The following is a 23,065-nucleotide window of genomic DNA, read 5'->3' as shown; positions in this document are numbered from 1 at the left end:
TTTCGTTAACGAATCCGCAATATGGGACTGGCACTGCTGCACAGCCGGGCGCTGACCGGCATCGAAGCCCGCTCGGTATCGGTCGAGACCCACCTGGCCAACGGCCTGCCGGCCTTCAATATCGTGGGGCTGGCCGAGACCGAGGTGCGTGAAAGCCGCGAGCGCGTGCGCGCCGCCATCCTCAACAGCGGCTTCGAATTCCCCAACCGGCGCATCACGGTCAACCTGGCCCCGGCCGACCTGCCCAAGGAGTCCGGCCGCTTCGACCTGCCGATCGCCCTGGGCATCCTGGCCGCCAGCGGGCAACTGCCGCTCAATGGCCTGGACGGGCTGGAGTTCGCCGGCGAACTGTCGCTGTCGGGCGAACTGCGTCCGGTGCGCGGTGCGCTGGCCATGGCGATGGGGCTGGCGCGCGACAACCAGGCGCGCGCAGCGCAGGGCGCCGCACCGCGCGCCTTCGTGGTCGCTGCGGGGAACGGGCCGGAAGCGGCCCTGATCGCCGGGCTGGCTGTGCTGCCGGCACCGACGCTGCTCGCCGTCTGCGCCCACCTGCGGCCCGGCGGCGGCGAGCGGCTGGTGCCGGCCATGCCGCTCGCCCTGCCTGCGCAGCCGGCCGTCCAGGCCGACCTGGCCGAAGTGCGCGGCCAGGTGCAGGCCCGCCGCGCGCTGGAGGTGGCGGCGGCCGGCCAACACTCCGCGCTGCTGGTCGGCCCGCCGGGCACGGGCAAGTCGATGCTGGCGCAGCGCTTCCCCGCGCTGCTGCCACCGATGACGCTGGACGAAGCGCTCGAATCGGCCGCCGTGCTGAGCCTCACCGCGGGTGGCTTCCAGGCCGCGCGCTGGGGCCGGCGGCCGTTCCGCGCACCGCACCACACCGCCTCGGCCGCGGCGCTGGTCGGCGGCGGCACCGCACCGCGCCCCGGAGAGATCTCGCTGGCCCACCATGGCGTGCTGTTCCTCGACGAGCTGCCGGAGTTCGAGCGCAGGGTGCTGGAAGTCCTGCGTGAACCCCTGGAATCCGGCCACATCACCATCTCGCGTGCCGCCCACCAGGCCGATTTTCCCGCCCGCTTTCACTTCATCGCCGCCATGAACCCCTGTCCCTGCGGCTACCTGGGCCACCCCACGCGGCCGTGCCGCTGCACGCCGGACCAGGTGCTGCGCTACCAGTCGCGCCTGTCCGGCCCGCTGCTGGACCGCATCGACCTGCAGGTGGAGGTGCCGGCACAGAGCCAGCAGGAGGTGTTGGACGGGCCGCCGGGCGAGGCCAGCGAAGCCGTGCGCGCTCGCGTGCTGCAGGCGCGCGCGCGCCAGCTGGCGCGCCAGGGCAAGCCCAACGCCGATCTCGCGCCGGGTGAGACCGAGGCACATTGCCCGCTGACGCCCGCGGCGCAATCCCTGTTGCGTGAGGCGATGGCCGGCTTCGGCTGGTCGGCGCGCGCCTACTTCCGGGCGCTGAAGATCGCCCGCACCATCGCCGACCTCGCCGATGCCGGCCAGGTGGACGCGCCGCACGCGGCGGAAGCCATCCAATACCGCCGCGTACTGCGCACGCCATGAGCCGTCGCCGGCGCCTCCACCGCTAGCGGGCGGCCGCCGGCCCGGCGACGGGCGGTTCGACTGGAGGCGGCGGCGGTTCCTCGATCGGAGGCAGGTCGGGCGGAATGCCTGGTGGCGTCGGCTCCTCGATCGGCGGTGCGGAATGGGCCGGCCTGGAGCGCGGCAGCGTGAAGCGAGGCATCGGGCTTCTCCGGTTGGACCCTATGCCATTCATTGAAGCAAACCCGGCCACGCCCCGCCAGAGAAGACCATACAGGAAATACTCGGCCGCGCCGCGCGCGCGCCCCGGTGCCCGCGCGGCAGGCCGTCAGCCGGCCGGATGGCGACGCACGAAGAACAGCGCGGCGCCCACCGCCATCAGCACGCTGCCGAAGACGCGGTTCTGCCAGCGTACGGCGCGGGCATTGCGGAACAAGCCCTGCATGCGCGACGCCAGCAAGGCATAGCCGTGCATCACGATCAGGTCGACACCGCACATGGTGACGGCCAGCAGCGCCAACTGCGGCGCCAGCGCATGGGTCGGGTCGATGAACTGCGGCAGCACCGCGACCATGAAGATGATGCCCTTCGGGTTGGTGACATTGGTCAGCAACCCGGTGGCGAAGCGTCGGCGCGGGCTCATCACGGTGGTGCGCACCGCCCCGCCTTCGGCCTGCGGGGCGGCGTCCACCTTGGCGCGCCATTGCTGGATGCCCAGGTAGATCAGGTAAAGCGCCCCGACCGTCTTGACCACCGCGAAGGCGTGCTCGGAGGCGATCAGCAGCGCGCCCAGGCCGCCGCCCGCCACCAGCAGGATGATCACCAGCCCGGCCTGCAGGCCGAAGATGGTGGTGCTGGCCTTCCTCAGGCCATAGGACAGGCCATGACTCATCGACAGCACGGCACCCGATCCGGGTGACAGGGCGATCAGCCAACAGGCGGCGAAATAGGCCAGCCAGACTTCCCAACGCATTGCTTTGCTCCTGGTTTATGCCATTCAAGATTCGATCGCTGCGCGCCTCCGCCCGGCAATGCCGGCACGGCCGCGGCAGCAACGGCTCCCGTCAGAAGGGATGGAAGCCGTCGAGAAACTGCCCTACCTGCTCGGACTGGCGGCGGTCGCGCGCCGCCTCGCCCGCCTCCAGCACCACGGCCTGGTAGACGTGCCTGCCGGAGCCCACCAGGCGCGCCGTCAAGCGGCGCGGCGACTGGTCCTGCGGCGAGACTGCCACCACCTCCAGCTCCAACCCATCGAGCGCCACCGGCGGTTGTGCCGCCGACATCACCTTGATTGCCCGCGTGTGCGGCGGCTCGACGGGATGCGCGCCCAGGTTGGCCAGCAGGCCGGACTGCATGGCCGCCAGGGCCTCGCCACGGCGGACGGCATCGTCATCGGGCAGCGTCACCACACCCACGGCGAACAGCGTCTCGTCGACGCGCGCCGCCTCCATCGTCATCGGCAGGTGGCGGCCGCCGATGGCCACTTCGCGTGCCGCGCTGGACGGCTTGCCCGGATAGAGGGCCGCATAGGCGCCCTCATTGGACAATACCGTGCGCCAGTCGTAGCGCGGCGAGCAGGCCGCGGCAGCGAGCGCCAGCGCGGCCAGCAGGTAGACGGTTCGGCGGGAACGGGACATGGCGGCGGACGGGGACATCCTGGTCGGTCGGGAGCCCCGCGGCACGAGGCCGGAGGGCACGAAGGGCTATTATCCGGGATCGTGCGCTTCTCCGCCCAGATCATGCCGCCCCTCATCTTGTCCACCGCCTTGCCCACCACCCTGTCTACCACCCCGCCCCCTGTCCGCCCCGCCGCGCCGGCAGGCCGCGCGCGGCGCTGGCTGGCCGGGCTGGCCCTGGCCGGTGCCGCGCTGCCGGCCTTGGCGGCGAGCACGCTGCCGGGCGCGACCGATCTCGGCGCCCAGGGGCGCGAGGCCACGCGCCGCGGCGGGCCGCTGGTGCTGCTGCTGTCCCTGCCCGGCTGCGGCTACTGCGAAACCGTGCGGCGCAACTATCTGGGCCCGATGGCTGCCGCCGGCGAGATCACGGCGCGCGAACTGGACATCGGCACCGATGCGCCGCTGCGCGACGCTGACGGCACCATGACCGGCGCACGTGCCTGGGCCCGCGCGCGCGGGCTGGCGTTCGCACCTACCGTGCTCTTCCTCGACGCCCACGGCCGCGAGGCGGCGCCCCCGCTACGCGGCCTGCAGCCGGACTTCTACGGCGCCTACCTCGAACAGCGCCTGGAAGCCGCGCGCGCCGCCCTCGCCGGGCCGCGCTGAGGCAACACTTAGGCAACGCTTAGGCAACACGGAAGCAGCGCGTCCGCGGCGCATCGCTGCGGCAGATTGCCGCAGGATCGCCACCCCCCGGATGCGCGCCGGCAGGCCTGCGCGCGAGGCATTAGAATGTCCGCTGAACCGGCGCTGCCACAGCCCGCGCCTGCCCGCCACCGACGCCTTGCACGACGGAATATGACGACCCCTGCTTCCCCCGCCACGCGCAAGCGCTGGCCGCTGATCGCCACCCTGTTCGTGGTGGCCCTGTTCGGCTGGTTCGGCTATCGCGCCATCACGCCCGCCGCAACCGTGCCGGCGGCCGAGTTCACCCTGCTTTCCGGCCAGAAGATCAGCACCGCCGACCTGAAGGGCAAGGTCTACCTGGTCAACTTCTGGGCCACCAGCTGCGCCACCTGCGTCAAGGAGATGCCCGAGATGGTGCGCACCTATCAGCAGTACAAGGACAAGGGACTGGAATTCGTCGCGGTGGCGATGAACTATGACCCGCCGATGTATGTGATGAATTACGCCCAGACGCGCCAGCTGCCCTTCAAGGTGGCGATGGACGCCGGCGGCACGGCCGCCAAGGCCTTCGGCGACGTGCAGCTGACGCCGACCACCTTCGTGGTCGACAAGGATGGCCGCATCTTGAAGCGCTACGTGGGCGAGCCCGAGTGGGATGCGCTGCACAAGCTGCTGGACGGGGCCCTGGCCAAGTCGGCCTGAGCGGTTCCCGGCGGCCCGGACCGCCAGGCGCATACCAGCCGCCCCTCCCGGGCGGCTTTGTTTTTGGCACGCGCCCGCCGGTGAGACGCCGGCGCCATGCGAAGGCCGGCCGCGGGCGGCCGCCACGCCGCACCGGACGCTGCCGGCTTGCGCAGAACCGCTGTATGGATATACAGTTGGCGCCAGCCCGCCGCCGCCATGCCAGCCTCTCCCGACCTCGACCTCGATCTACTTCCTGCCGACGCCGGCACGGACGCCGCCACCGCGACCGTGCTCCCTGAGCCCGCGCCGGCCGCGCACCTTGCCGGCCTCAATCCGGAGCAGCGCGCCGCCGCCGAACACGATGGCGAGCGCCCGCTGCTGATCATCGCCGGCGCCGGCTCCGGCAAGACCAACACGCTCGCGCACCGTGTCGCCCACCTGGTGCTGTCGGGAACCGACCCGCGCCGCATCCTGCTGCTGACCTTCTCGCGCCGCGCCGCCGCCGAGATGGGCCGGCGCGTCGAACGCATCGTCGACCGTGCCGTCGGCGGCAGCGGCGCCGGACGGGCGGCACTGCAATGGTCGGGCACCTTCCACGCGATCGGCGCCCGCCTGCTGCGCGAATACGCGGAGACGATCGGACTGTCGCCCGCCTTCACCATCAGCGACCGCGGCGACGCCGCCGACCTGATGCACATGGTGCGCCACGATCTCGGCCTGTCCGAGCAGACCGCGCGCTTTCCACGCAAGGAAACCTGCCTGGCCATCTATTCGCGCGCGGTGAATACCCAGGCGCCGCTGGACGAGGTGCTGCGGCGCCATTTCCCGCGCTATGCGATGTGGGAAGAGGCGCTGCGCACCCTGTTCGCCGCCTACGTCGAGGCCAAGCAGGACCAGCAGGTGCTCGACTACGACGACCTGTTGCTCTACTGGGCGCAGGCGCTGGGCGAGCCCGCGCTGGCGGCGGACATGGGCGCACGCTTCGACCATGTGCTGGTCGACGAGTACCAGGACACCAACGCGCTGCAGGCCTCCATCCTGCTCGCGCTCAAGCCCGACGGGCGCGGCCTGACCGTGGTCGGCGACGACGCTCAGTCGATCTACGCCTTCCGCGGTGCCACGGTGCGCAACATCCTCGACTTCCCCGAGCACTTCTCGCCCCCCGCGGCGCGCGTCACGCTGGAGCGCAACTACCGTTCCACCCAGCCCATCCTCGCCGCCGCCAACGCCGTCATCGCCCAGGCCGCGGAACGCTACAGCAAGGAGCTGTGGAGCGAGCGCGCCTCGGCCGAGAAGCCCGGCGTGGTGGTGGTGGCCGACGAGGCCGAGCAGGCACGCTATGTGGTCGAGCGCATCCTGGAGCGGCGCGAGGCCGGGCTGGCGCTGCTGTCGCAGGCGGTGCTGTTCCGTGCGGCCGACCACAGCGCCCAGCTCGAGATCGAACTGACCCGGCGCAACATCCCCTTCGTGAAGTTCGGCGGGCTCAAGTTCCTCGAGTCCGGCCACGTCAAGGATGTGCTGGCCATGCTGCGCTGGCTGCAGAACCCGCGCGACCGCATCGCCGGCTTCCGCGCGCTGCAGCTGCTGCCGGGCTTCGGCCCCAAGACCGCCGGGCGCATGCTCGACGCCATCGCCGTGGCCACCCAACCGCTGTTCGCGCTGGAATCCTTCACGCCCCCCGCGGCCGCGGAACCGGCCTGGGCCGACCTGCTGGCGCTGGCACGCGCGCTGCTGGCACCAGCCTCGTCCTGGCCTGCCGGGTTCGAGCAGGTGGTGGCCTGGTACCTGCCGCACCTGGAACGCATGCACGACGATGCCGCGGCGCGCCAGGCCGACCTGCAGCAACTCGAACGCATCGCCGCGACCTACGCCTCGCGCGAACGCTTCCTCACCGAACTGACGCTCGATCCGCCCGACGCCTCCAGCGACGAATCCGGCGTGCCGCTGCGCGACGAGGACTACCTGATCCTGTCCACCATCCACTCGGCCAAGGGACAGGAATGGAAGGCGGTCTACCTGCTCAATGCCGTGGACGGCTGCCTGCCCTCGGACCTGGCCACCGGCACCACCGAGGAAATCGAGGAAGAGCGCCGCCTGCTCTACGTGGCGATGACGCGCGCGCGCGACCACCTCGACGTGGTGGTACCGCAGCGCTTCTACGTGCACCAGCAGCCAGGCTACGGCGACCGCCACGTCTACGCCTCGCGTACGCGCTTCCTGCCCAATCGCGTGATGGGCAACTTCCACAGCCGCGCCTGGCCACCGCCCCCCCCGGTGGATGCCGCACCGGCACGCAGCGCGCTGCCGGCGGTGGACCTGGCGGCGAAGATGCGCAAGATGTGGCGCTAGCGCTGGCGTGCTGGGTTACACCGTTGGCTTCGCTGGGTGTGGCGCCTTGCTAGACCACCCCTCTCCCCCGCCCTCTCTCCATGCGGGGAGAGGGAGCCAAGACAGTGTGCTTGGCGATTGGTGTTGGTGCACCCTCACCCGCACCTCACCCGCACACACCCTCACCGCTACAACCCGTAGCGCTTGATCTTCTCGTACAGCGTCGCCTTGCCCACCTGCAGCAGGTCGGCGGCCTGGCTGACGGCGCCGCCGGTGCGGGCCAGCGTGTCGGCGATCAGCGCGCGCTCGTAGCGCTCCATGCGCTCCTTGAGCGGCATGCCGTCGTCGGCGGCGGCGGCCGCTGCGCCGCCTTCGGGCACGCCCAGCACCAGGCGGTCGGCGGCATTGCGCAGTTCACGCACGTTGCCGGGCCAGGGACGCTGCATCAGCGCCTGGCGCTGCGCTTCGGCCAGCAGCGGCACCGGGCGCTGGTAGCGCACCGCGGCGACCAGCATGAAATGCTCGAACAGGGACACGATGTCCTCGCGCCGCTCGCGCAGTGGCGGCAGCGGGATGGTGACCACGTTGAGCCGGTAGTAAAGGTCCTGGCGGAAGGCGCCCTGCGCCACCAGGGCTTCCATATCGCCCTTGGCCGCGGCGACGATGCGCACGTCGATGGGAATCGAGGTATTGGAGCCGAGCCGTTCCAGCATGCCTTCCTGCAGCACCCGCAGCAGCTTGACCTGCAGTGCCAGCGGCATGCTTTCGATCTCGTCGAGGAAGAGCGTGCCGCCCGAGGCATGTTCGAGCTTGCCGATGCGGCGCTTGCCGGCACCGGTGAAGGCTCCGGCCTCGTGGCCGAACATCTCGCTCTCGAAGATGGCCTCCGGCACCGCGCCGCAGTTCAGGGCGATGAAAGGCCCGTCGTGCCGTGTCGAGAGCGCGTGCAGGCTGCGTGCCACCAGTTCCTTGCCGGTGCCGGTCTCGCCGTTGATCATCACCGGCACGTCGGTGGGCGCGACGTTGGCCACCAGCGCACGTACCTGTTCGATGGCGGGCGAGCGGCCGATGATGCGGGTGCTCCCGGCCGGCCCTGCCAGCTCGCGCCGCAACGCACGGTTCTCCAGCTCCAGCGCGCGCCGTTCCAGCGCGCGCCGCACGGTGTCGGTCAGGCGGTCGGCGCCGAAGGGCTTCTCGATGAAATCGTAGGCGCCTTCGCGCATGGCCTGCACCGCCATGGTGATATCGCCGTGGCCGGTGACCAGGATCACCGGCACGCCGGGCGCCGCGTTGCGGCAGTGATGCAGCAGGTCGAGGCCGCTGGCGCCCGACAGGCGCACGTCCGTCACCAGCACGCCGGGAAAGTCCGCCGCCAGGTGCGGCATGGCGGCTTCCGCCGAGGGCAGCGCCAGCACGGAGAAGCCGGCCAGTTCCAGGCTCTGGGCCGTGGCCTGGCGCACCAGGGGCTCGTCTTCGACAAACAGGACTCGCAGACCTTCTTGCATGGCAGTTCTCATGGATGGACCCCGGCATCGCGGCCAACGGCGGCGACCTGCTGGCCGGGCGCTCGGCGCAGCACCAGCAGGAATTCGGCACCGCCGCCCTCGGCGCCGGCCGCGCTGAGCTGGCCGCCGAACTCACGCACGATGGACGAGGAGATGGCCAGGCCGAGGCCCAGCCCCTGGCCGATCTCCTTGGTGGTGAAGAAGGGCTCGAACAGATGGGGCAGCGCCTCGGGCGCAATGCCAGTGCCATTGTCGCGCACCGCCACCGTCACCGTCTCCGCGCCGGCGCTGACCGTCAGCGCGATGCGCGGCTGGTCCGGCGCCGCGGCCGCCACTGCGTCGAGCGCATTGGCGACCAGATTGAGCAGCACCTGCTCGAGCTTGAGTTCATCGGCCCAGACGGCCAGGCCGGGCTCCGCCTCCAGCCCGCTGCAGCTCAGGCCCACACCCGCCAGGCGCGGTGCCAGCAGCGCCAGCACGTGGTCCAGCGCGCCTTGCAGCGCGACCGCGTGGCGGCGCTGCCGCGCCTTGCCGGCGAACAGCTTGAGCTGGCCGGTGATCTTCCCCATGCGCTCGGTAAGGTCGGCGATGGCGACCAGGTTGCCGGCCGCGGCATCGAGCTGGCCGCGTTCGAGCAGCACGCGCGTGTTGTCGGAGAAGGTGCGCAGCGCGGCCAGCGGCTGGTTCAGTTCATGGGTGATACCGGCCGCCATCTGGCCGAGCGCGGCCAGCTTGCTGGCCTGCACCAGCTCGTCCTGGGTCGCGCGCAACTCGTTTTCGGCACGCGTGCGCTCGACCACCTCGCCCTCGAGCTGCTCGTTGATGGCCATCAGGTCGGCCGTCCGCGCCTCGACGCGGCGCTCCAGCTCGTCGTAGGCGGCCTCCAGCAGCCGCCGGCTGTATTGCATGTCGCGCGCGCGCTGGCGGCGCTGGCGCCAGTTGACCAGCAGCAGGCAGGCGCAGGCGTAGGCCAGCGCGGCGCCGATGGTGGCATTGCGCGCACCGGCCAGCACCGGGTCGACCGAGGCCATCACGTGCATGGTCCAGTCGGCCGGCCCCACCTTGCGGCTGACCTCCAGGTAGCGGTCGGCGCGCTCGCTGCCGACGCGCACCGCATCGGCGGTGCTGCCTGCCGCATGCCCCGGGGCCGCCTGGCGCGCCACGCCGACCAGCCGCGAGCCCGGCCCCAGCACGGTGCTGTTGAGCCAGCGGGTCACGGGCGAACTGAGCGCATGCAGCGCCAGCGGCGAGACCTCGCGGTCGTGGTACTGGCGCGTGGCCGCCAGTTCGGCCTCCAGTCCCTGCGACAGCGGCTGCAGCGTACGGTACTGCCAGGCCGGCACCGAGGACAGGAAGACCACGCCGTGCTCGTCGCTGACCATCAGCGGCTCGGCGCGGTCGCCGCCGGCGCGCTGGAACCATTCGAGGTTGAGCTTGACCACCGTCACGCCGATCACGCGCCCGCCGGACTCGACCGGCTGGGCGATGTAGTAGCCTGGCTCGTCGCTGGTCACGCCGATGGCGTAGTAGCGCGCGACCCGGCCGCGCGAGGCGATCTGGAAATAGGGGCGGAAGCGGTAGTCGGTGCCGACGAAGCTGCCCGGGTCGGCATAGTTGCTGGCGGCCAGCGCCCGGCCGTTGGCGGCGATCACATAGGTGGCCGAGGCATGGGCATTGCGGTTGACGTCGTCCAGGTAGCGGTTGGCCGCCGCCACGCGCGCGGGGTCGTCGGGCGCGGCCAGCAGCTGGTGGACGAAGGGATGGAAGGAAACCAGCGCCGGCAGGAACTCGTAGCGGTCCAGCGTGGCCTCCAGGGTCGCTGCGTAGCGGTCCGCGCGGGTGGCGGTGTCGCGCTCCAGCGCGCCGATGCCGCGCTGCACGGAGAGCAGCCAGGTGGCGCAGCACAGCAGCAGCAGGCCGCCGGCGAGCGCGGCGATAAACCCCCACCAGCGCCCGTCGCCGCCGGGCGCCGAAGCCTGGCGTGCGGCAGCGGGGTCATGCACGGCGAGGAAATCGTCGGAATGCGGCATCGGCGCGGGCGAAGGATCTCGCGCCGATGATACCCGCTGGCCGCGCCCGTCGGCGCGGCCGCCCTGCGCCCTCTCAGCGGGCGCTCTGTCCTGCGTCGCCAAGATCGTCGGCCAGTTCGCCGCCGTGGCGCAGCGCGCGGGCCAGTTGGGTGCGGTCGAGCTCGCGCTCCCAGGCCGACACCACCACCGTCGCCACGCCGTTGCCGATGATATTGGTCAGCGCGCGGCATTCGCTCATGAAGCGGTCGATGCCCAGGATCAGCACCATGCCGGCCACCGGGATGTCAGGCACCACGGCCAGCGTTGCCGCCAGCGTGATGAAGCCGGAACCGGTCACGCCGCTGGCGCCCTTGGAGGTGATCATGGCCACGGCCAGGATGGTGAGCTGCTGCATCAGCGTCAGCTCGATGCCGGTGGCCTGCGCGATGAACAGCACCGCCATCGTCATGTAGATATTGGTGCCGTCCAGGTTGAACGAATAGCCGGTGGGCACCACCAGGCCGACCACCGACTTGGAGCAGCCGAGCCGTTCCAGCTTTTCCATCAGGTGGGGCAGCGCCGCTTCCGACGAGCTGGTGCCCAGCACGATCAGCAGTTCTTCCTTGATGTAGGCGACGAAGCGGATGATGGAGAAGCCGGTCAGGCGCGCCACCGTGCCGAGCACCACCAGCACGAACACGATCGCCGTGAAGTAGAAGGTGCCGATCAGCTTGAGCAGCGGCACCAGCGAGCCGAGACCGTACTTGCCGATGGTGAAGGCCATCGCGCCGAAGGCGCCCAGCGGGGCGACCTTGGTGATCACGTGGACGATGTGGAAGAAGACCTTGGAGACCTGCTCGACCAGGTCGAAGACGATGCGCGAGCGGTCGCCCATGGCGGCCAGCGCGGAGCCGAAGAACAGCGAGACCAGCAGGATCTGCAGGATGTCGCCGTTGGAGAAGGCGCTGAAGATCGTGTCCGGGATGATGTGCATCAGGAACTCGACCGTGCTCTGGCCATGCGCCTTGGACACGTACTGCGAAATCGACTTGGTATCCAGCGTGGCCGGATCGATGTTGAAGCCCGCGCCCGGCTGCAGCAGGTGGGCCGCGCCCAGGCCGATCAGCAGCGCGAAGGTGGAGATGACCTCGAAGTACAGCAGCGCCTTGCCGCCGACCCGGCCGACCTTCTTCATGTCGCGCATGCCGGCGATGCCCGACACCACGGTACAGAAGATGATCGGCCCGATGATCATCTTGATCAGCTTGATGAAGCCATCCCCGAGCGGCTTCATCGAGATGCCGGTATCCGGCCAGAAGTGTCCCAGCACGATGCCGACCAGGATGGCGAACAGCACCTGTACGTACAGGATCTTGTAGAAGGGTTTCCTCATGATGTCGTCCTCGGTTCTTTAGGCCCGGCGGGAGAGCCGCCGCGGCCGCGCGCCGTTCCGGTCGCGGCGCTGCCACAGGACTCTTTGCAACGTGCATGCCAGCGCCAGGAGCCGCATCAAGCCTTTGATTTGCAAGGAAATGTTACTCAGGCGAGGTGCCGCCGGCTCCGGCTTTCCGGAAATCCGGAAAGCGCCAATCCGGGTTTTCGGAGAGACGGCCCCGATCCGGGCGTCCGATCATCCACTTATGGCGGCGGGGAGCCCGGCGGATGCGCGCTGGATACATCACAGCGGCCCGCCGCGGGTCCCACACGGGACCGGACGGCGTGCCTGACGCGGCCGCGAGTGGCAGGTTCCGCGTCCGCCAAGCCGTATAATTCCGACCTTCCACACTCACCACCGTCCCGCGCGGCACGGGCGGCCCGCGTGCCGCCGCACGCGCCACAGCACGCATGAGCAGCTACTACCAACACCACGTCTTCTTCTGCCTGAACGAACGCGCGCCGGGCGAAGCCTGCTGCGCCACGCACAATGCCAAGGCCATGCAGGAATACGCCAAGAAGCGCTGCAAGGAACTCGGCATCGCCGGTGGCGAAGGACGCGTGCGCATCAACAAGGCCGGCTGCCTGAACCGCTGTGAACTCGGACCGGTGCTGGTGGTCTACCCCGAGGCCGTCTGGTACACCTTCGTCGACGAGCAGGACATCGACGAAATCATCGACAGCCATCTGGTGCACGGCAAGCCGGTCGAGCGCCTGATGGTCGATCGCTGAGCCCGGCGGCCGGGCAGCCCGCCGCCGCGCCGCGCGCCGGACCGCAGCCCCGCCCGGCGCCGGCCTCCTTCCACCTTGCCTTCGCATCGCCAGATCCTGCCTCTATGAACGCGCACACCCAGGTTCTCTCCATTGCCGGTCCCGTCGGCGCCATCGACCTGTCGGTCGACCTGCCGCAGGGCGAAGCGCCGCGCGGACTCGCGCTGGTGGCCCATCCGCATCCCTTGTTCGGCGGCACCAAGGACAACAAGGTGGCGCAGACGCTGGCACGCAGCTTCGTGCAGCTCGGCTACGCCACCGTGCGCCCGAACTTCCGCGGCGTCGGCGGCAGCGCCGGCGAGCATGACAACGGCGTCGGCGAGCAGGACGACCTGCTGGCCGTGATCGCGTGGATGCGCACGCAGGCCGCCTGGTCGCCGCAGGCGGCCACGCTGCCGCTGGCGCTGGGCGGCTTCTCCTTCGGCAGCTACGTGGCCAGCCACGTCGCCCGCCGCCTGGCCGAAGCCGGCACGGCCGCGCAGCGGCTGGTGATGGTGGGCACGGCGGCCAGCCGCTGGCAGGTCGCCGCGGTGCCCGCCGACACCATCGTCATCCACGGCGAACAGGACGACACGGTGCCGCTGGGCAGCGTGTTCGACTGGGCCCGCCCGCAGGAGCTGCCCGTCATCGTGATCCCCGGCGCGGATCACTTCTTTCACCGCAAGCTGCACCTGATCAAGCAGCTCGTCGTCAACGCATGGGAGCGGTGACGCCACGGCGGCAGCCAGCCCCGCGGATCGTTCTCCCCTGCGACCTTTCTCTGTCGGAAACTCAACTATGCTGAATCGAGCCACGCCGCTTTTCGCGTCCGCCATCGCCCCCGCCGCCCTCGTGGCCGGCGCCGTCCTTGCCGCCGCGCCGGTCGCGGTGCGCGCCCAGGGCGTGCCCGTGCCGCAGGTGGCCGCCAAGGCATGGATGCTGTACGACGCCACCAGCGGCCAGCCCCTGGCCTCGCAGAACGCCGACGCGCGCATCGAGCCGGCCTCGCTGACCAAGCTGATGACGGCCTACCTGGTGTTCGAGGCACTGCACGAAAAGCGCCTCACCCTGGACCAGACCGTGGTGCCGACCAATATCGTGCTCAAGGTCAAGAGCGACGAATCGCGCATGTTCATCGAGCCGAACAAGCCGGTCAGCGTGCGCGACCTGCTGCTCGGCCTGATCGTGCAATCGGGCAACGACGCCTCGCTGGCGCTGGCCGAGGCCACCGGCGGCTCCGAAGAGGGCTTCGTGGCGATGATGAACCGCGAGGCCCAGCGGCTGGGCATGAAGAACACCCACTTCGCCAACACCGACGGCATCCCCGACCCGAACCACTACACCACCGCGGCCGACCTGGCCACGCTGACCGCGCGCCTGATCAAGGACTTCCCCGAGTACTACACCATGTACTCGCAGAAGGAGTTCACCTATAACAAGATCAGGCAGCCGAACCGCAACCGCCTGCTGTACATCGATCCGACCGTCGACGGCGTCAAGACCGGCCACACCAAATCCGCCGGCTACTGCCTGATCTCGTCGGCCAAGCGGCCGCTGGCCAATGTGCCCAACGGATCGCGCCGCCTGATCTCGATCGTGATTGGCACCGCGACCGACCAGATCCGCACGCAGGAAAGCCTGAAGGTCCTGAACTACGGCTTCCAGTTCTTCGACACGCTGCGGCTGTACGACAAGGGGCAGGTGCTGGCCACGCCCGAGATCTACAAGGGCAAGAGCGGCACGGTCAAGATCGGCGTGCAGAACGAGACCTTCGTGACCGTGCCCAAGGGCATCGGCGGCCGCCTCAAGCCGGTGCTGGAACGCCAGGAGCTGCTGGTGGCGCCGATCGCCGCCGGCCAGCAGGTCGGCACGGTCAAGCTGATGGACGGCGCCAACAAGGTGGCGGAATTCCCCGTGGTGGCACTGGAAGACGTGCCCGAGGCCGGCTTCTTCGGCCGCCTGTGGGACACCATCCGCCTGTGGTTCAAGCGCAAGTAAGAGCGCAAGTAAGCGCAAGCAAGCTGGAGATATAGCCATGACGTCCGACCAAACCGGTGGCGGCAAGCCGGGAGCCCCGGCGCAGCAGGAATCGCTGATCGAATACCCCTGCCACTTCCCGATCAAGATCATGGGCACGATGCAGGAGGATTTCGCCGAGACCATCGTGGCCGTGGTGCAGGGGTTCGATCCCGACTTCCATGCCGGCAAGATGGAAATGCGGCCCTCGCGCAACGGCAACTACCTCGGCCTGACCGCCACCGTCTGGGTGACCAGCCGCGAACAGCTCGACGACCTGTACCGCGCGCTGACCTCGCACCCGATGGTGAAGATCGTGCTGTAAGGCGCCGGGCCGGCCGCCGCGCGGCCGGCCTGACGGCACCGCGGGGCGCGCCCGGCCACCGGCCCGCCCCCCTCTGATAATCACCAACCCTCGCGCTGGGCCCGCATCCGCCGCGGCGCCAGCCCCCTTCCCGTTCCGATGAACATCGTCACCCTCAAGCCAGGCAAGGAAAAGTCCCTGCTGCGACGCCATCCGTGGGTCTACGCCACCGGCATCGCCTCCACCGAAGGCCGCTGCGAAGCTGGCACCACCGTCATCATCCGCGCGGCCGACGGCCGCTTCCTGGCCAAGGGTGCCTACAGCCCCTCGTCGCAGATCCGCGTGCGTGTCTGGACCTTCGACGAGAACGAGCCGGTCGACCACGCCATGTTCAAGCGCCGCATCGCCGCCGCCGTCGCCCATCGCCGGCAGTGGGTCAGCGATACCGACGCCGTGCGCCTGGTGTTCGGCGAGGCCGACCGCCTGCCGGGACTGATCGTCGACTACTACGGCAGCGGCGAGCGCGGCCAGCTCGTCTGCCAGTTCAACGCCGCCGGCGTCGAACAATGGAAGGACGCGCTGGTGCAGGCGCTGGTCAAGGAGACCGGCTGCCCCAACGTCTACGAGCGCTCCGACGCCGCCGTGCGCGAGCGCGAAGGACTGCCGCTGGTGACCGGCGTACTGGCCGGCGCCGAGCCCGATCCCGAGCTCGCCGTCACCGAGCACGGCGTGCGCTACTACGTCGACGTGCGCAATGGCCACAAGACCGGCTTCTACGTCGACCAGCGCGACAACCGCCGCCTGGTCGGCGACCTCGCGCAGGGCCGTGAAGTGCTGAACTGCTTCTGCTACACCGGCGGCTTCTCGCTGGCCGCGCTGCGCGGCGGCGCGACCGCCGTGACCTCGATCGACTCCTCGGGCGACGCGCTCAAGATCGCCGCGGGCAATGTCGCGCTGAACGGCTTCGACCCGGCGCGCGCCACCTGGATGGATGCCGACGTCTTCAAGTCCCTGCGCCAGTTCCGTGCCGAGGGCCGCCAGTTCGACCTGATCGTGCTGGACCCGCCCAAGTTCGCCCCGTCGTCCCAGCACATCGACCGCGCCGCGCGCGCCTACAAGGAAATCAACCTGGTCGGCATGCAGCTGCTGCGCCCGGGCGGCCTGCTGTTCACCTACTCCTGCTCCGGCGCGATCAGCATGGAGCTGTTCCAGAAGATCGTGGCCGGCGCCGCCACCGATGCGCGCGCCGACGCCCGCATCCTGCGCCGCCTGTCCGCCGGCACCGACCATCCGATGCTGGCCGCCTTCCCGGAAGGCGAATACCTGAAGGGACTGCTGCTGGAGAAGATGTAGGCGGCAATGCGCACGGCCCGCACCAGGGCCGTGCCGCGCCTGCCGGGTGCCGCGCCCATCCTGTCGCCTGGATGTCACATTGCGCCGCTATATTGCGCATCGGGGAGTGCGGCATTGGCAGGTGTCCCTCCTTCTCTTCCTATCAGTCTTCGTGGTCATTGCCCCGCGGTATCGCGGGGCATTTTTTTTGTCCTTCTTCCGGTGCGGCAAGGTCCGCGCCGCGCCGGTTGTCTCCCCTCTCCCGCTTGCGGGAGAGGGGCCGGGGAAGAGGAAGCCAAGACACTATGCTTGGCCGATGGGGTTGGCGTCTCCTGGTGGCTTCATCCAGCGCGGCGGGGGTTCGCGCCGCGCGGCCAAAACTCCCTATAATCGAACGACCGTTCATCTGCGTACGCGATGCGTGCGCCACGTAGTCCAGGAGACCCCATGCCCGCCGCCAAGCAAATCCCGCCGGCCCTGCAGAACCTTGCCTTGCCGGTCATCGCTTCGCCGATGTTCATCGTCAGCTATCCCGAGCTGGTGCTGGCGCAGTGCAAGGCCGGCATCGTCGGCTCCTTTCCCGCGCTGAATGCGCGTCCGGCCGAGTTGCTCGACGAGTGGCTGACGCAGATGCAGGAGGACCTTTCCGCCTTCCGCGCCGCCAACCCCGGCGCGCCGGTGGGCCCGATCGCGGTCAACCAGATCGTGCATGCTTCCAACGCGCGCCTGGAGCAGGATGTGCGCGTCTGCGTGGAGCACAAGGTACCCATCTTCATCACCTCGCTGCGCGCGCCGGTCAAGGAAATGATCGACGCCGTGCACAGCTACGGCGGCATCGTGCTGCACGACGTCATCAGCCTGCGCCACGCCGAGAAGGCCATCGAGGCCGGCGTGGACGGCCTGATCCTGGTGGCGGCGGGTGCCGGCGGCCATGCCGGCACGCTGTCGCCGTTCGCGCTGGTCGGCGAGGTGCGCCGCATCTTCGATGGCGTGATCGCACTGTCCGGCTCCATCGCCAGCGGGGACGCGGTGCTGGCCGCGCAGGCCATGGGTGCCGACTTCGCCTACGTGGGCACGCGCTTCATCGCTTCGCAGGAGGCGCATGCGAGCGAGCAGTACAAGCGCTCGATCACCGAGTCGGCCGCCGCCGACATCGTCTACACCAACCTCTTCACCGGCGTGCACGGCAACTACATCCGCGAGAGCATCGAGAACGCCGGGCTGGACCCGGAGGACCTGCCGGTGGCCGACAAGTCGAAGATGGATTTCTCCAGCGGCAGCTCGAAGGCGAAGGCGTGGAAGCACATCTGGGGCGCCGGCCAGGGCGTGGGACAGATCGCCGACATCCCCGCCGTCGGCGAGATCGTGGCACGCATGAAGCGCGAATACGATGCGGCCAAGGCGCGCCTGGGCATCGTGCGCTGACAGCGGGCGCGCCAGGAGCACCAGGAGCACACCACGGGGGCACACGAGGAGCACATGACGGACGGCGATCGCAGCCTGGACGGCGCCGCGGGCCTGCCCGCGGCGGCCGGACATCCATCGGGGGCGTCCCGCGCCGTGCGCGCGCTATGGGTGACGCTCGGCCTGCTCAGCCTCGCGCTCGGCGTGATCGGTATCTTCCTGCCGCTGCTGCCGACCACACCTTTCGTGCTGCTGGCCGCCGGCTGCTTCGCGCGCGGTTCGGCGCGCTTCCACCGCTGGCTGCTGGCGCACCCGCGCTTCGGCCCGCTGGTGTACGACTGGCAGGTCCACCGCAGCATCCCGCGCCGCGCCAAGTGCCTGGCGCTGAGCATGATGTGGCTGTCGATGGGCACCACCGCCTGGCTGATGCGGGCGCGCCCTGCCGCCTCGCTGACCCTGATCGCCTGCGCCGCCGCGGTCAGCGTATGGATGCTGCGGCTGCCGACCCGGCCGGCCGGCGGCAGCCGCGCCGATCAGTCGTAGCGGCGCGCATCCTCGATCAGCTTGCCGTCCTGCGGCAGGCTGCCGGCGGCAACGAAACGGACTTCGCCACGCAGGCGCGTGATGTCCCGCAGCGAAGCCGCGACCGCCTCGGCCAGCGCCGCGCCGGCCTCGCCTTCGCAGTGCAGCGTCATGGCGTCGTCGCCGACCGCGCCCGTCACCACCAGCCGCGCGGCACGCACCTCCGGATGGCGCCGCACGATCTCGGCCACCTGGCCGGGATGCACAAACATGCCCTTGACCTTGGCCGCCTGGTCGGCCCGTCCGAGCCAGCCCTTGAGGCGGATGTTGGTACGGCCGCAGGCACTCGGCCGCCGCGCTGAATCGGGCACCACCGCCGACAGGTCGCCGGTGCCGAAGCGCACCAGCGGATAGTCGCCGTTGGCCAGCACCGTCACCACCACCTCGCCGGTCTCGCCCTCGGCCATCGGCCGCGTGCCGCCCGGCTCGACGATCTCCACCAGCACGCCCTCGTCGACCACCCAGCCGTCGGCACCTTCGCTCTCGTAGGCGATCAGGCCGACGTCGGCGGTGCCGTACATCTGCCGCACCTGGATGCCGCGCGCCGTGAACCAGCCGCGCAGCGACGGCGGCAGCGCCTCGCCCGAGACCAGCGCCTTGCGCAGGCCGGCGCACGGCTGCCCCAGTTCGTCGGCGCGCTCCAGCAGGATCTTCAGGAAGGACGGCGTGCCGGCGTAGGCCTGCGGCTGCAGCTCCGCCAGTGCCTGCACCTGCGACTCGGTCTGGCCCACGCCGGCCGGGAACACGCAGCAGCCGAGCCGGTGCGCGCCCGACTCCATCATCATGCCGGCCGGCGTGAAGTGATAGGAGAAGGTGTTGTAGACCAGGTCACCCGCGCGGAAGCCGGCGGCGAACATGGCCCGGCCCACGCGCCACCAGTCCTCGCCATGGCCGTCCGGCTCATGAATCGGTCCCGGCGAGCGGTAGACATGGCGCAGCCGGCCCAGCGGCGTCGCGTTGAGGCCGCCAAGCGGTGACAGCGCCGCCTGGCGCGCGGCCAGGTCCGCCTTGCGTGTCACCGGCAATGCCGCCAGCGCTTCGCGCGACACCAGCGCACGCGCATCCACGCCGCGCAGCGCCTCGGCGAAATACGGCGCATGCGCCTGCGCATGCGCCACCTGGCGCGCCAAGGCCGCCAGCAGCTCCCGCTCGCGCAGCTCGGGAGCGCGCGTCTCCAGCGAATCGAAATGTTCAGCCATGATCGATAGGTCGGTGCAGAAAGAAAGCCCGTCCGCCGGCGCAGCCGGGCGGCATTGGGAAAACCGGATAGCGCTCGCGAGACGGGGGCGGGGATCGTAGCGAGCGGGTCGTGGCGGGTCCGAGAAGCGCAGCCGTACATCGGTACGGCAAGCATCGCAGGACCCGCCACGGCCCGCGCAGCAGATCCATGCCCCCGTCTCAGGCGAGCCAGCGTTTGCGGCGGCGGTAACTCTTCACATCCCGGAACGACGTCCGCTGCCCGCCGTCGGCGTCGTTGGCCGCCACGCCCAGGTAGAACTCCTTGACGTCCTCGTTGTCGCGCAACGCCTCGGCCGCGCCGTCCATCACCACGCGGCCGTTCTCCAGGATGTAGCCGTAGTCTGCGTGGCGCAGCGCCACCATGGTGTTCTGCTCGGCCAGCAGGAAGCTCACGCCCTCGCGCGTGTTGAGGTCGCGCACGATCTCGAAGATCTCCTCGACGATCTGCGGCGCCAGCCCCATCGACGGTTCGTCGAGCAGGATCATGTTGGGATTGGCCATCATGGCCCGCCCGATCGCGCACATCTGCTGCTCGCCGCCCGAGGTATAGCCCGCCTGCGACTTGCGCCGGGTCTTCAGGCGCGGGAAGTAGGCATAGATGCGTTCCAGCGCCTCGCGCGTCTGCGCGCGTGACAGCCCGCGCGTATAGGCGCCGGTGAGCAGGTTCTCCTCGATGCTCAGGTGGGCGAAGCAGTGGCGCCCCTCCATCACCTGGATCACGCCGCGCCGCACCAGTTCGTTGGGCGTGAGCTGGTCGACGCGCTGGCCGCGGAACTCGATCGTGCCCTTGGTGACGTCGCCGCGCTCGGCGCGCAACAGGTTGGAGATGGCCTTGAGCGTGGTGGTCTTGCCGGCGCCGTTGGCACCCAGCAAGGCGACGATCTTGCCTTCCGGCACCGCGAGCGAGACGCCCTTGAGCACCAGGATCACGTGGTCGTAGATGACTTCGATATTGTTGACGGACAGCAGGCTCATGATGCGGCTCGGAAGGTGCGGAAAGAAGCGGCCAGGACAATGCCAAGCCGGGGCGCGACGGCGATGCGACGCCGCAGCGGCGCCACGCCCCGGGGCCCGGCTCAGGACTTGAGACAGGCCGGCTTCATGCCCTTCTCCTTGGCGTACTGCGCCGCGGTGGCCTTGAACAGCGGGTGGATCAGGTTCTTGTTGCCCTCGACCCAGTCGGACACGACTACCCACTTGCTGCCGTCCCACTGCTGGATCTTCACCTTGCCCGAGCCCTCGTGGTTCTCGCAGCTGGTCTTCAGCTCCGGCAGCAGGCCGGTGGCACCGAGCTGCTGCAGCCGGGCATTGCTCAGGTCGAGGTTCTCGAAGGCCCAGCGCATGTCCTCGCCGCTCATCACCTTGCCCTTGCCGAACTTGCCCTGCGCCACGCGGATCGCTTCCACGGTCACCACCGCGGCGGACACACCGCGGTTATAGAGCACGGACCCCACCTTGGCCTTGTCCTGCATATTGCCCTTGCCCGCACCGTACAGCACCTTCTCGATGTCGGCGATCAGCGGCACGTGCTTGCCGGCGACGTTCCAGGTCGCGCTCATATAGCCCTTGGCGGCCTCGCCCGCGGGCACCGTGTCCTCCTCGGAGCCGGCCCACCACGAGCCGATCATCTTGTCGCGCGGGAAGCCGACCTTCTGCGCCGCCTTCAGCGCGGTCTGGTTCATCACGCCCCAGCCCCAGAAGATCACGTAATCGGGATTCTCCTGGCGGATCTTCAGCCACTGCGCGCCCTGCTCGTTGCCCGGATGCGCGACCGGGATCTCCACCAGGTTGAACTTGCCCAGCTTGGCCTCCGCCTGCAGCGCCACGATCGGCTCCTTGCCGTAGGCAGAATCGTGGTACAGGTAGACGATCTTCTTGCCGGCCAGCGAGCCGCCGTTCTTGGCGGTCAGGAACTTGACGATGGCCGATACCTGCATCTGGTACGTGGTCACCAGCGGGAAGGCATAGGGGAACACCGAGCCGTCCACCGCATCGGTGCGGCCGTAGCCCATCATCACCAGCGGCACCTTGTCGGCGGCGGTCTTGTCCACCAGCGCGTAGGAGATGCCGGTCGACATGGTGTGGTAGGCGGTGCCGCGGCTGACCGTGCTCTTGGACTTCAGGCGCTCGTAGCACTCGACGCCCTTGGCGTTGTTGTACTCGGTCTCGCACTCCTCCCAGCTCAGCTTGACGCCGTTGACGCCGCCCTCCTTCAGGTTGACATAGTTGAGATAGTCGATGAAGCCGCCATACCAGGACTGGCCGTTGGCGCCATAGGGGCCCACGCGGTAGCTCGGCAGCGCGACGAACTGCTCGCTGCCCTGCGCGGCGGCCGGCATGGCCGGCAGCAGCAGGGCGGCGGCGGCGCCGAGCGCCAGCGCCAGGGACCGCGCCTGGGACCGCGCATTGAGGATCGGTGATGTCATGACTGTCTCCTTGACCTTGTAGGCACTGCTAGTTGTTGTCTCGAGCGCGCCGCCGTCCGCCCGCGCGGCGGCGGCGCCCGGTTTCAATGCGGGAACGGCCACAGCCTCAGCTTCTCCTTGCCGATCTGCCACAGGCGCGCCAGCCCGTGCGGCTCGACGATCAGGAAGAAGATGATCAGTCCGCCGAACACCATCAGCTGCACGTGCGACACCGCGGCATTGGTGAAGGGCAGGTGCAGCAGCGCGGCCAGCGCCGGCAGCACGTTGTCGAGCAGGATCGGCAGCAGCAGGATGAAGGCGGCGCCGAGGAAGGAACCTAGGATGCTCCCCACGCCGCCGATGATGATCATGAACAGGATGCGGAAGGACAGGTCCAGCGAAAAGCCGTCGGGCTCGACCGAGCCGAGGTAGCAGAAGGCATAGAGCGCCCCCGCCACGCCGCAGTAAAAGGAGCTGACGGCGAAGGCCAGCAGCTTGGTGCGCATCAGCGGGATGCCGATCACCTCGGCCGCCACGTCCATGTCGCGCACCGACATCCAGGCCCGCCCGGTGGCCGAGCGCACCAGGTTCTTGGCGGCCAGCGCCAGCACCGCGACGATGCCCAGCACGAACAGGTACTTGCGCACCGGCGTGTCGATCGGCAGGCCGAACAGGTCGAGGCGCTGGGCGGTGATCACGCCCGAGGAGCTGTTGTTGGAGAACCAGGGGAACTTGGTCAGCGCCCACACCACGAAGAACTGCGCGGCCAGCGTCGCCACCGCCAGGTAGAAGCCCTTGATGCGCAGCGAGGGCAGGCCGAACAGCACGCCCACCATGGCGGCCGAGAGGCCGGCCATCAGGAAGGTCAGCAGCACCGGCATGCCTTCCACGCGCAGCTGGAAGTTGTAGGCGGCGTAGGCCCCGACTGCCATGAAGGCGGCCGTGCCGAGCGACAGCTGGCCGGCATAGCCGGTCAGGATATTGAGGCCGAGCGCGGCCAGGCCGAAGATCAGGAAAGGGATCAGGATGGCCGAGAGCCAGTACTCGGTGGCCGTCAGCGGCACCGCCACGCATGCCAGCGCCATCAGCAGCGCGAAGCCGATGCGGTCCTGGCGGATGGGGAAGATCTGGCTGTCGGCGATATAGCTGGTCTTGAACTGGCCGGCTTCACGGTAGAACATGGATGTCTCCTCGACTGCGATGCGGTGCGTGGTAAGGCCTGGCGGTGAAC

General features: G+C 69.6%; 20 protein-coding genes. 11 read left to right on the top strand and 9 right to left on the bottom strand.

The window, feature by feature from the left end:
• Window positions 1-21: 21 nt before the first annotated feature.
• The gene (locus BKK81_RS03985) at window positions 22-1,560 is read left to right on the top strand and encodes a YifB family Mg chelatase-like AAA ATPase (RefSeq protein ID WP_071010865.1); all 1,539 of its coding nucleotides are present in this window, start codon (window positions 22-24) and stop codon (window positions 1,558-1,560) included.
• A gap of 307 nt (window positions 1,561-1,867) precedes the next feature.
• Here BKK81_RS03985 and BKK81_RS03980 read toward each other — a convergent pair whose 3' ends face one another.
• Both BKK81_RS03980 and BKK81_RS03975 read right to left on the bottom strand, forming a co-directional pair.
• Window positions 1,868-2,512 carry a LysE family transporter gene (locus BKK81_RS03980; RefSeq protein ID WP_071010864.1) on the bottom strand — a complete coding sequence of 215 codons (645 nt, stop codon included), beginning with the start codon at window positions 2,510-2,512 and terminating at the stop codon, window positions 1,868-1,870.
• Window positions 2,513-2,603: 91 nt separating this feature from the next.
• On the bottom strand, window positions 2,604-3,176 hold the full coding sequence (locus tag BKK81_RS03975) for a hypothetical protein (protein WP_071010863.1): 573 nt from the start codon (window positions 3,174-3,176) through the stop codon (window positions 2,604-2,606).
• Window positions 3,177-3,278: 102 nt separating this feature from the next.
• Between BKK81_RS03975 and BKK81_RS03970 the strand changes: the two genes are divergently transcribed.
• The 3 genes from BKK81_RS03970 (at window position 3,279) to BKK81_RS03960 (ending at window position 6,875) form a co-directional block, all read left to right on the top strand.
• Window positions 3,279-3,821 (top strand): thioredoxin, encoded by a 543-nt coding sequence (locus BKK81_RS03970; RefSeq protein WP_231907971.1) that lies wholly within the window; start codon window positions 3,279-3,281, stop codon window positions 3,819-3,821.
• Between the two features lie 192 nt (window positions 3,822-4,013).
• The gene (locus BKK81_RS03965) at window positions 4,014-4,544 is read left to right on the top strand and encodes a TlpA disulfide reductase family protein (RefSeq protein ID WP_071010862.1); all 531 of its coding nucleotides are present in this window, start codon (window positions 4,014-4,016) and stop codon (window positions 4,542-4,544) included.
• A gap of 198 nt (window positions 4,545-4,742) precedes the next feature.
• Window positions 4,743-6,875, top strand: a complete 2,133-nt coding sequence (locus tag BKK81_RS03960) for an ATP-dependent helicase (RefSeq protein ID WP_071010861.1) — start codon at window positions 4,743-4,745, stop codon at window positions 6,873-6,875.
• 167 nt (window positions 6,876-7,042) lie between these two features.
• On the opposite strand, the gene BKK81_RS03955 is transcribed toward BKK81_RS03960, so the two are convergent.
• From BKK81_RS03955 to BKK81_RS03945, 3 genes are all read right to left on the bottom strand, one after another.
• Complete coding sequence (locus tag BKK81_RS03955; RefSeq protein ID WP_071010860.1) at window positions 7,043-8,359, bottom strand: sigma-54-dependent transcriptional regulator; 1,317 nt, start codon at window positions 8,357-8,359, stop codon at window positions 7,043-7,045.
• Between the two features lie 8 nt (window positions 8,360-8,367).
• Entirely contained in the window at window positions 8,368-10,389 is a 2,022-nt protein-coding gene (locus BKK81_RS03950; RefSeq protein WP_071010859.1) for a sensor histidine kinase, read from the bottom strand.
• Window positions 10,390-10,462: 73 nt separating this feature from the next.
• On the bottom strand, window positions 10,463-11,761 hold the full coding sequence (locus tag BKK81_RS03945; protein ID WP_071010858.1) for a dicarboxylate/amino acid:cation symporter: 1,299 nt from the start codon (window positions 11,759-11,761) through the stop codon (window positions 10,463-10,465).
• Window positions 11,762-12,213: 452 nt separating this feature from the next.
• Between BKK81_RS03945 and BKK81_RS03940 the strand changes: the two genes are divergently transcribed.
• The 7 genes from BKK81_RS03940 to BKK81_RS03910 all read left to right on the top strand — a co-directional run bounded on the left by BKK81_RS03940 (window position 12,214) and on the right by BKK81_RS03910 (window position 18,151).
• Window positions 12,214-12,534, top strand: a complete 321-nt coding sequence (locus BKK81_RS03940; RefSeq protein WP_071010857.1) for a (2Fe-2S) ferredoxin domain-containing protein — start codon at window positions 12,214-12,216, stop codon at window positions 12,532-12,534.
• 104 nt (window positions 12,535-12,638) lie between these two features.
• Window positions 12,639-13,283, top strand: coding sequence for an alpha/beta hydrolase (locus tag BKK81_RS03935; RefSeq protein WP_071010856.1), 645 nt, complete (start codon window positions 12,639-12,641; stop codon window positions 13,281-13,283).
• 67 nt (window positions 13,284-13,350) lie between these two features.
• A complete protein-coding gene (locus BKK81_RS03930; protein WP_071010855.1) occupies window positions 13,351-14,550 on the top strand; it encodes a D-alanyl-D-alanine carboxypeptidase family protein in 1,200 nt (399 codons plus the stop codon).
• Window positions 14,551-14,587: 37 nt separating this feature from the next.
• Window positions 14,588-14,893, top strand: coding sequence for an HP0495 family protein (locus BKK81_RS03925; RefSeq protein ID WP_071010854.1), 306 nt, complete (start codon window positions 14,588-14,590; stop codon window positions 14,891-14,893).
• Window positions 14,894-15,031: 138 nt separating this feature from the next.
• Window positions 15,032-16,225, top strand: coding sequence for a class I SAM-dependent rRNA methyltransferase (locus tag BKK81_RS03920; RefSeq protein ID WP_071010853.1), 1,194 nt, complete (start codon window positions 15,032-15,034; stop codon window positions 16,223-16,225).
• A gap of 426 nt (window positions 16,226-16,651) precedes the next feature.
• Complete coding sequence (locus tag BKK81_RS03915; RefSeq protein WP_071010852.1) at window positions 16,652-17,629, top strand: NAD(P)H-dependent flavin oxidoreductase; 978 nt, start codon at window positions 16,652-16,654, stop codon at window positions 17,627-17,629.
• 54 nt (window positions 17,630-17,683) lie between these two features.
• Window positions 17,684-18,151 carry a YbaN family protein gene (locus BKK81_RS03910; RefSeq protein ID WP_083383922.1) on the top strand — a complete coding sequence of 156 codons (468 nt, stop codon included), beginning with the start codon at window positions 17,684-17,686 and terminating at the stop codon, window positions 18,149-18,151.
• Here BKK81_RS03910 and BKK81_RS03905 read toward each other — a convergent pair.
• The 4 genes from BKK81_RS03905 to BKK81_RS03890 form a co-directional block, all read right to left on the bottom strand.
• Window positions 18,142-19,389, bottom strand: coding sequence for a phenylacetate--CoA ligase family protein (locus tag BKK81_RS03905; RefSeq protein ID WP_071010851.1), 1,248 nt, complete (start codon window positions 19,387-19,389; stop codon window positions 18,142-18,144). The two genes, BKK81_RS03910 and BKK81_RS03905, sit on opposite strands and share 10 nt — an antisense overlap.
• Before the next feature lie 199 nt (window positions 19,390-19,588).
• Window positions 19,589-20,404 carry an ABC transporter ATP-binding protein gene (locus tag BKK81_RS03900; RefSeq protein ID WP_071010850.1) on the bottom strand — a complete coding sequence of 272 codons (816 nt, stop codon included), beginning with the start codon at window positions 20,402-20,404 and terminating at the stop codon, window positions 19,589-19,591.
• A 101-nt stretch (window positions 20,405-20,505) separates the two neighbouring features.
• Entirely contained in the window at window positions 20,506-21,855 is a 1,350-nt protein-coding gene (locus BKK81_RS03895; RefSeq protein ID WP_071010849.1) for an ABC transporter substrate-binding protein, read from the bottom strand.
• An 83-nt stretch (window positions 21,856-21,938) separates the two neighbouring features.
• Entirely contained in the window at window positions 21,939-23,015 is a 1,077-nt protein-coding gene (locus tag BKK81_RS03890; protein ID WP_071010848.1) for a branched-chain amino acid ABC transporter permease, read from the bottom strand.
• Between the last annotated feature and the right edge of the window lie 50 nt (window positions 23,016-23,065).

It is taken from the genome of Cupriavidus sp. USMAHM13, from assembly GCF_001854285.1.
Taxonomy (GTDB): Bacteria; Pseudomonadota; Gammaproteobacteria; order Burkholderiales; family Burkholderiaceae; genus Cupriavidus; species Cupriavidus malaysiensis.
Note: the sequence above shows the minus strand (reverse complement) of the source record. Positions and strands in the feature narration are given on the sequence as shown.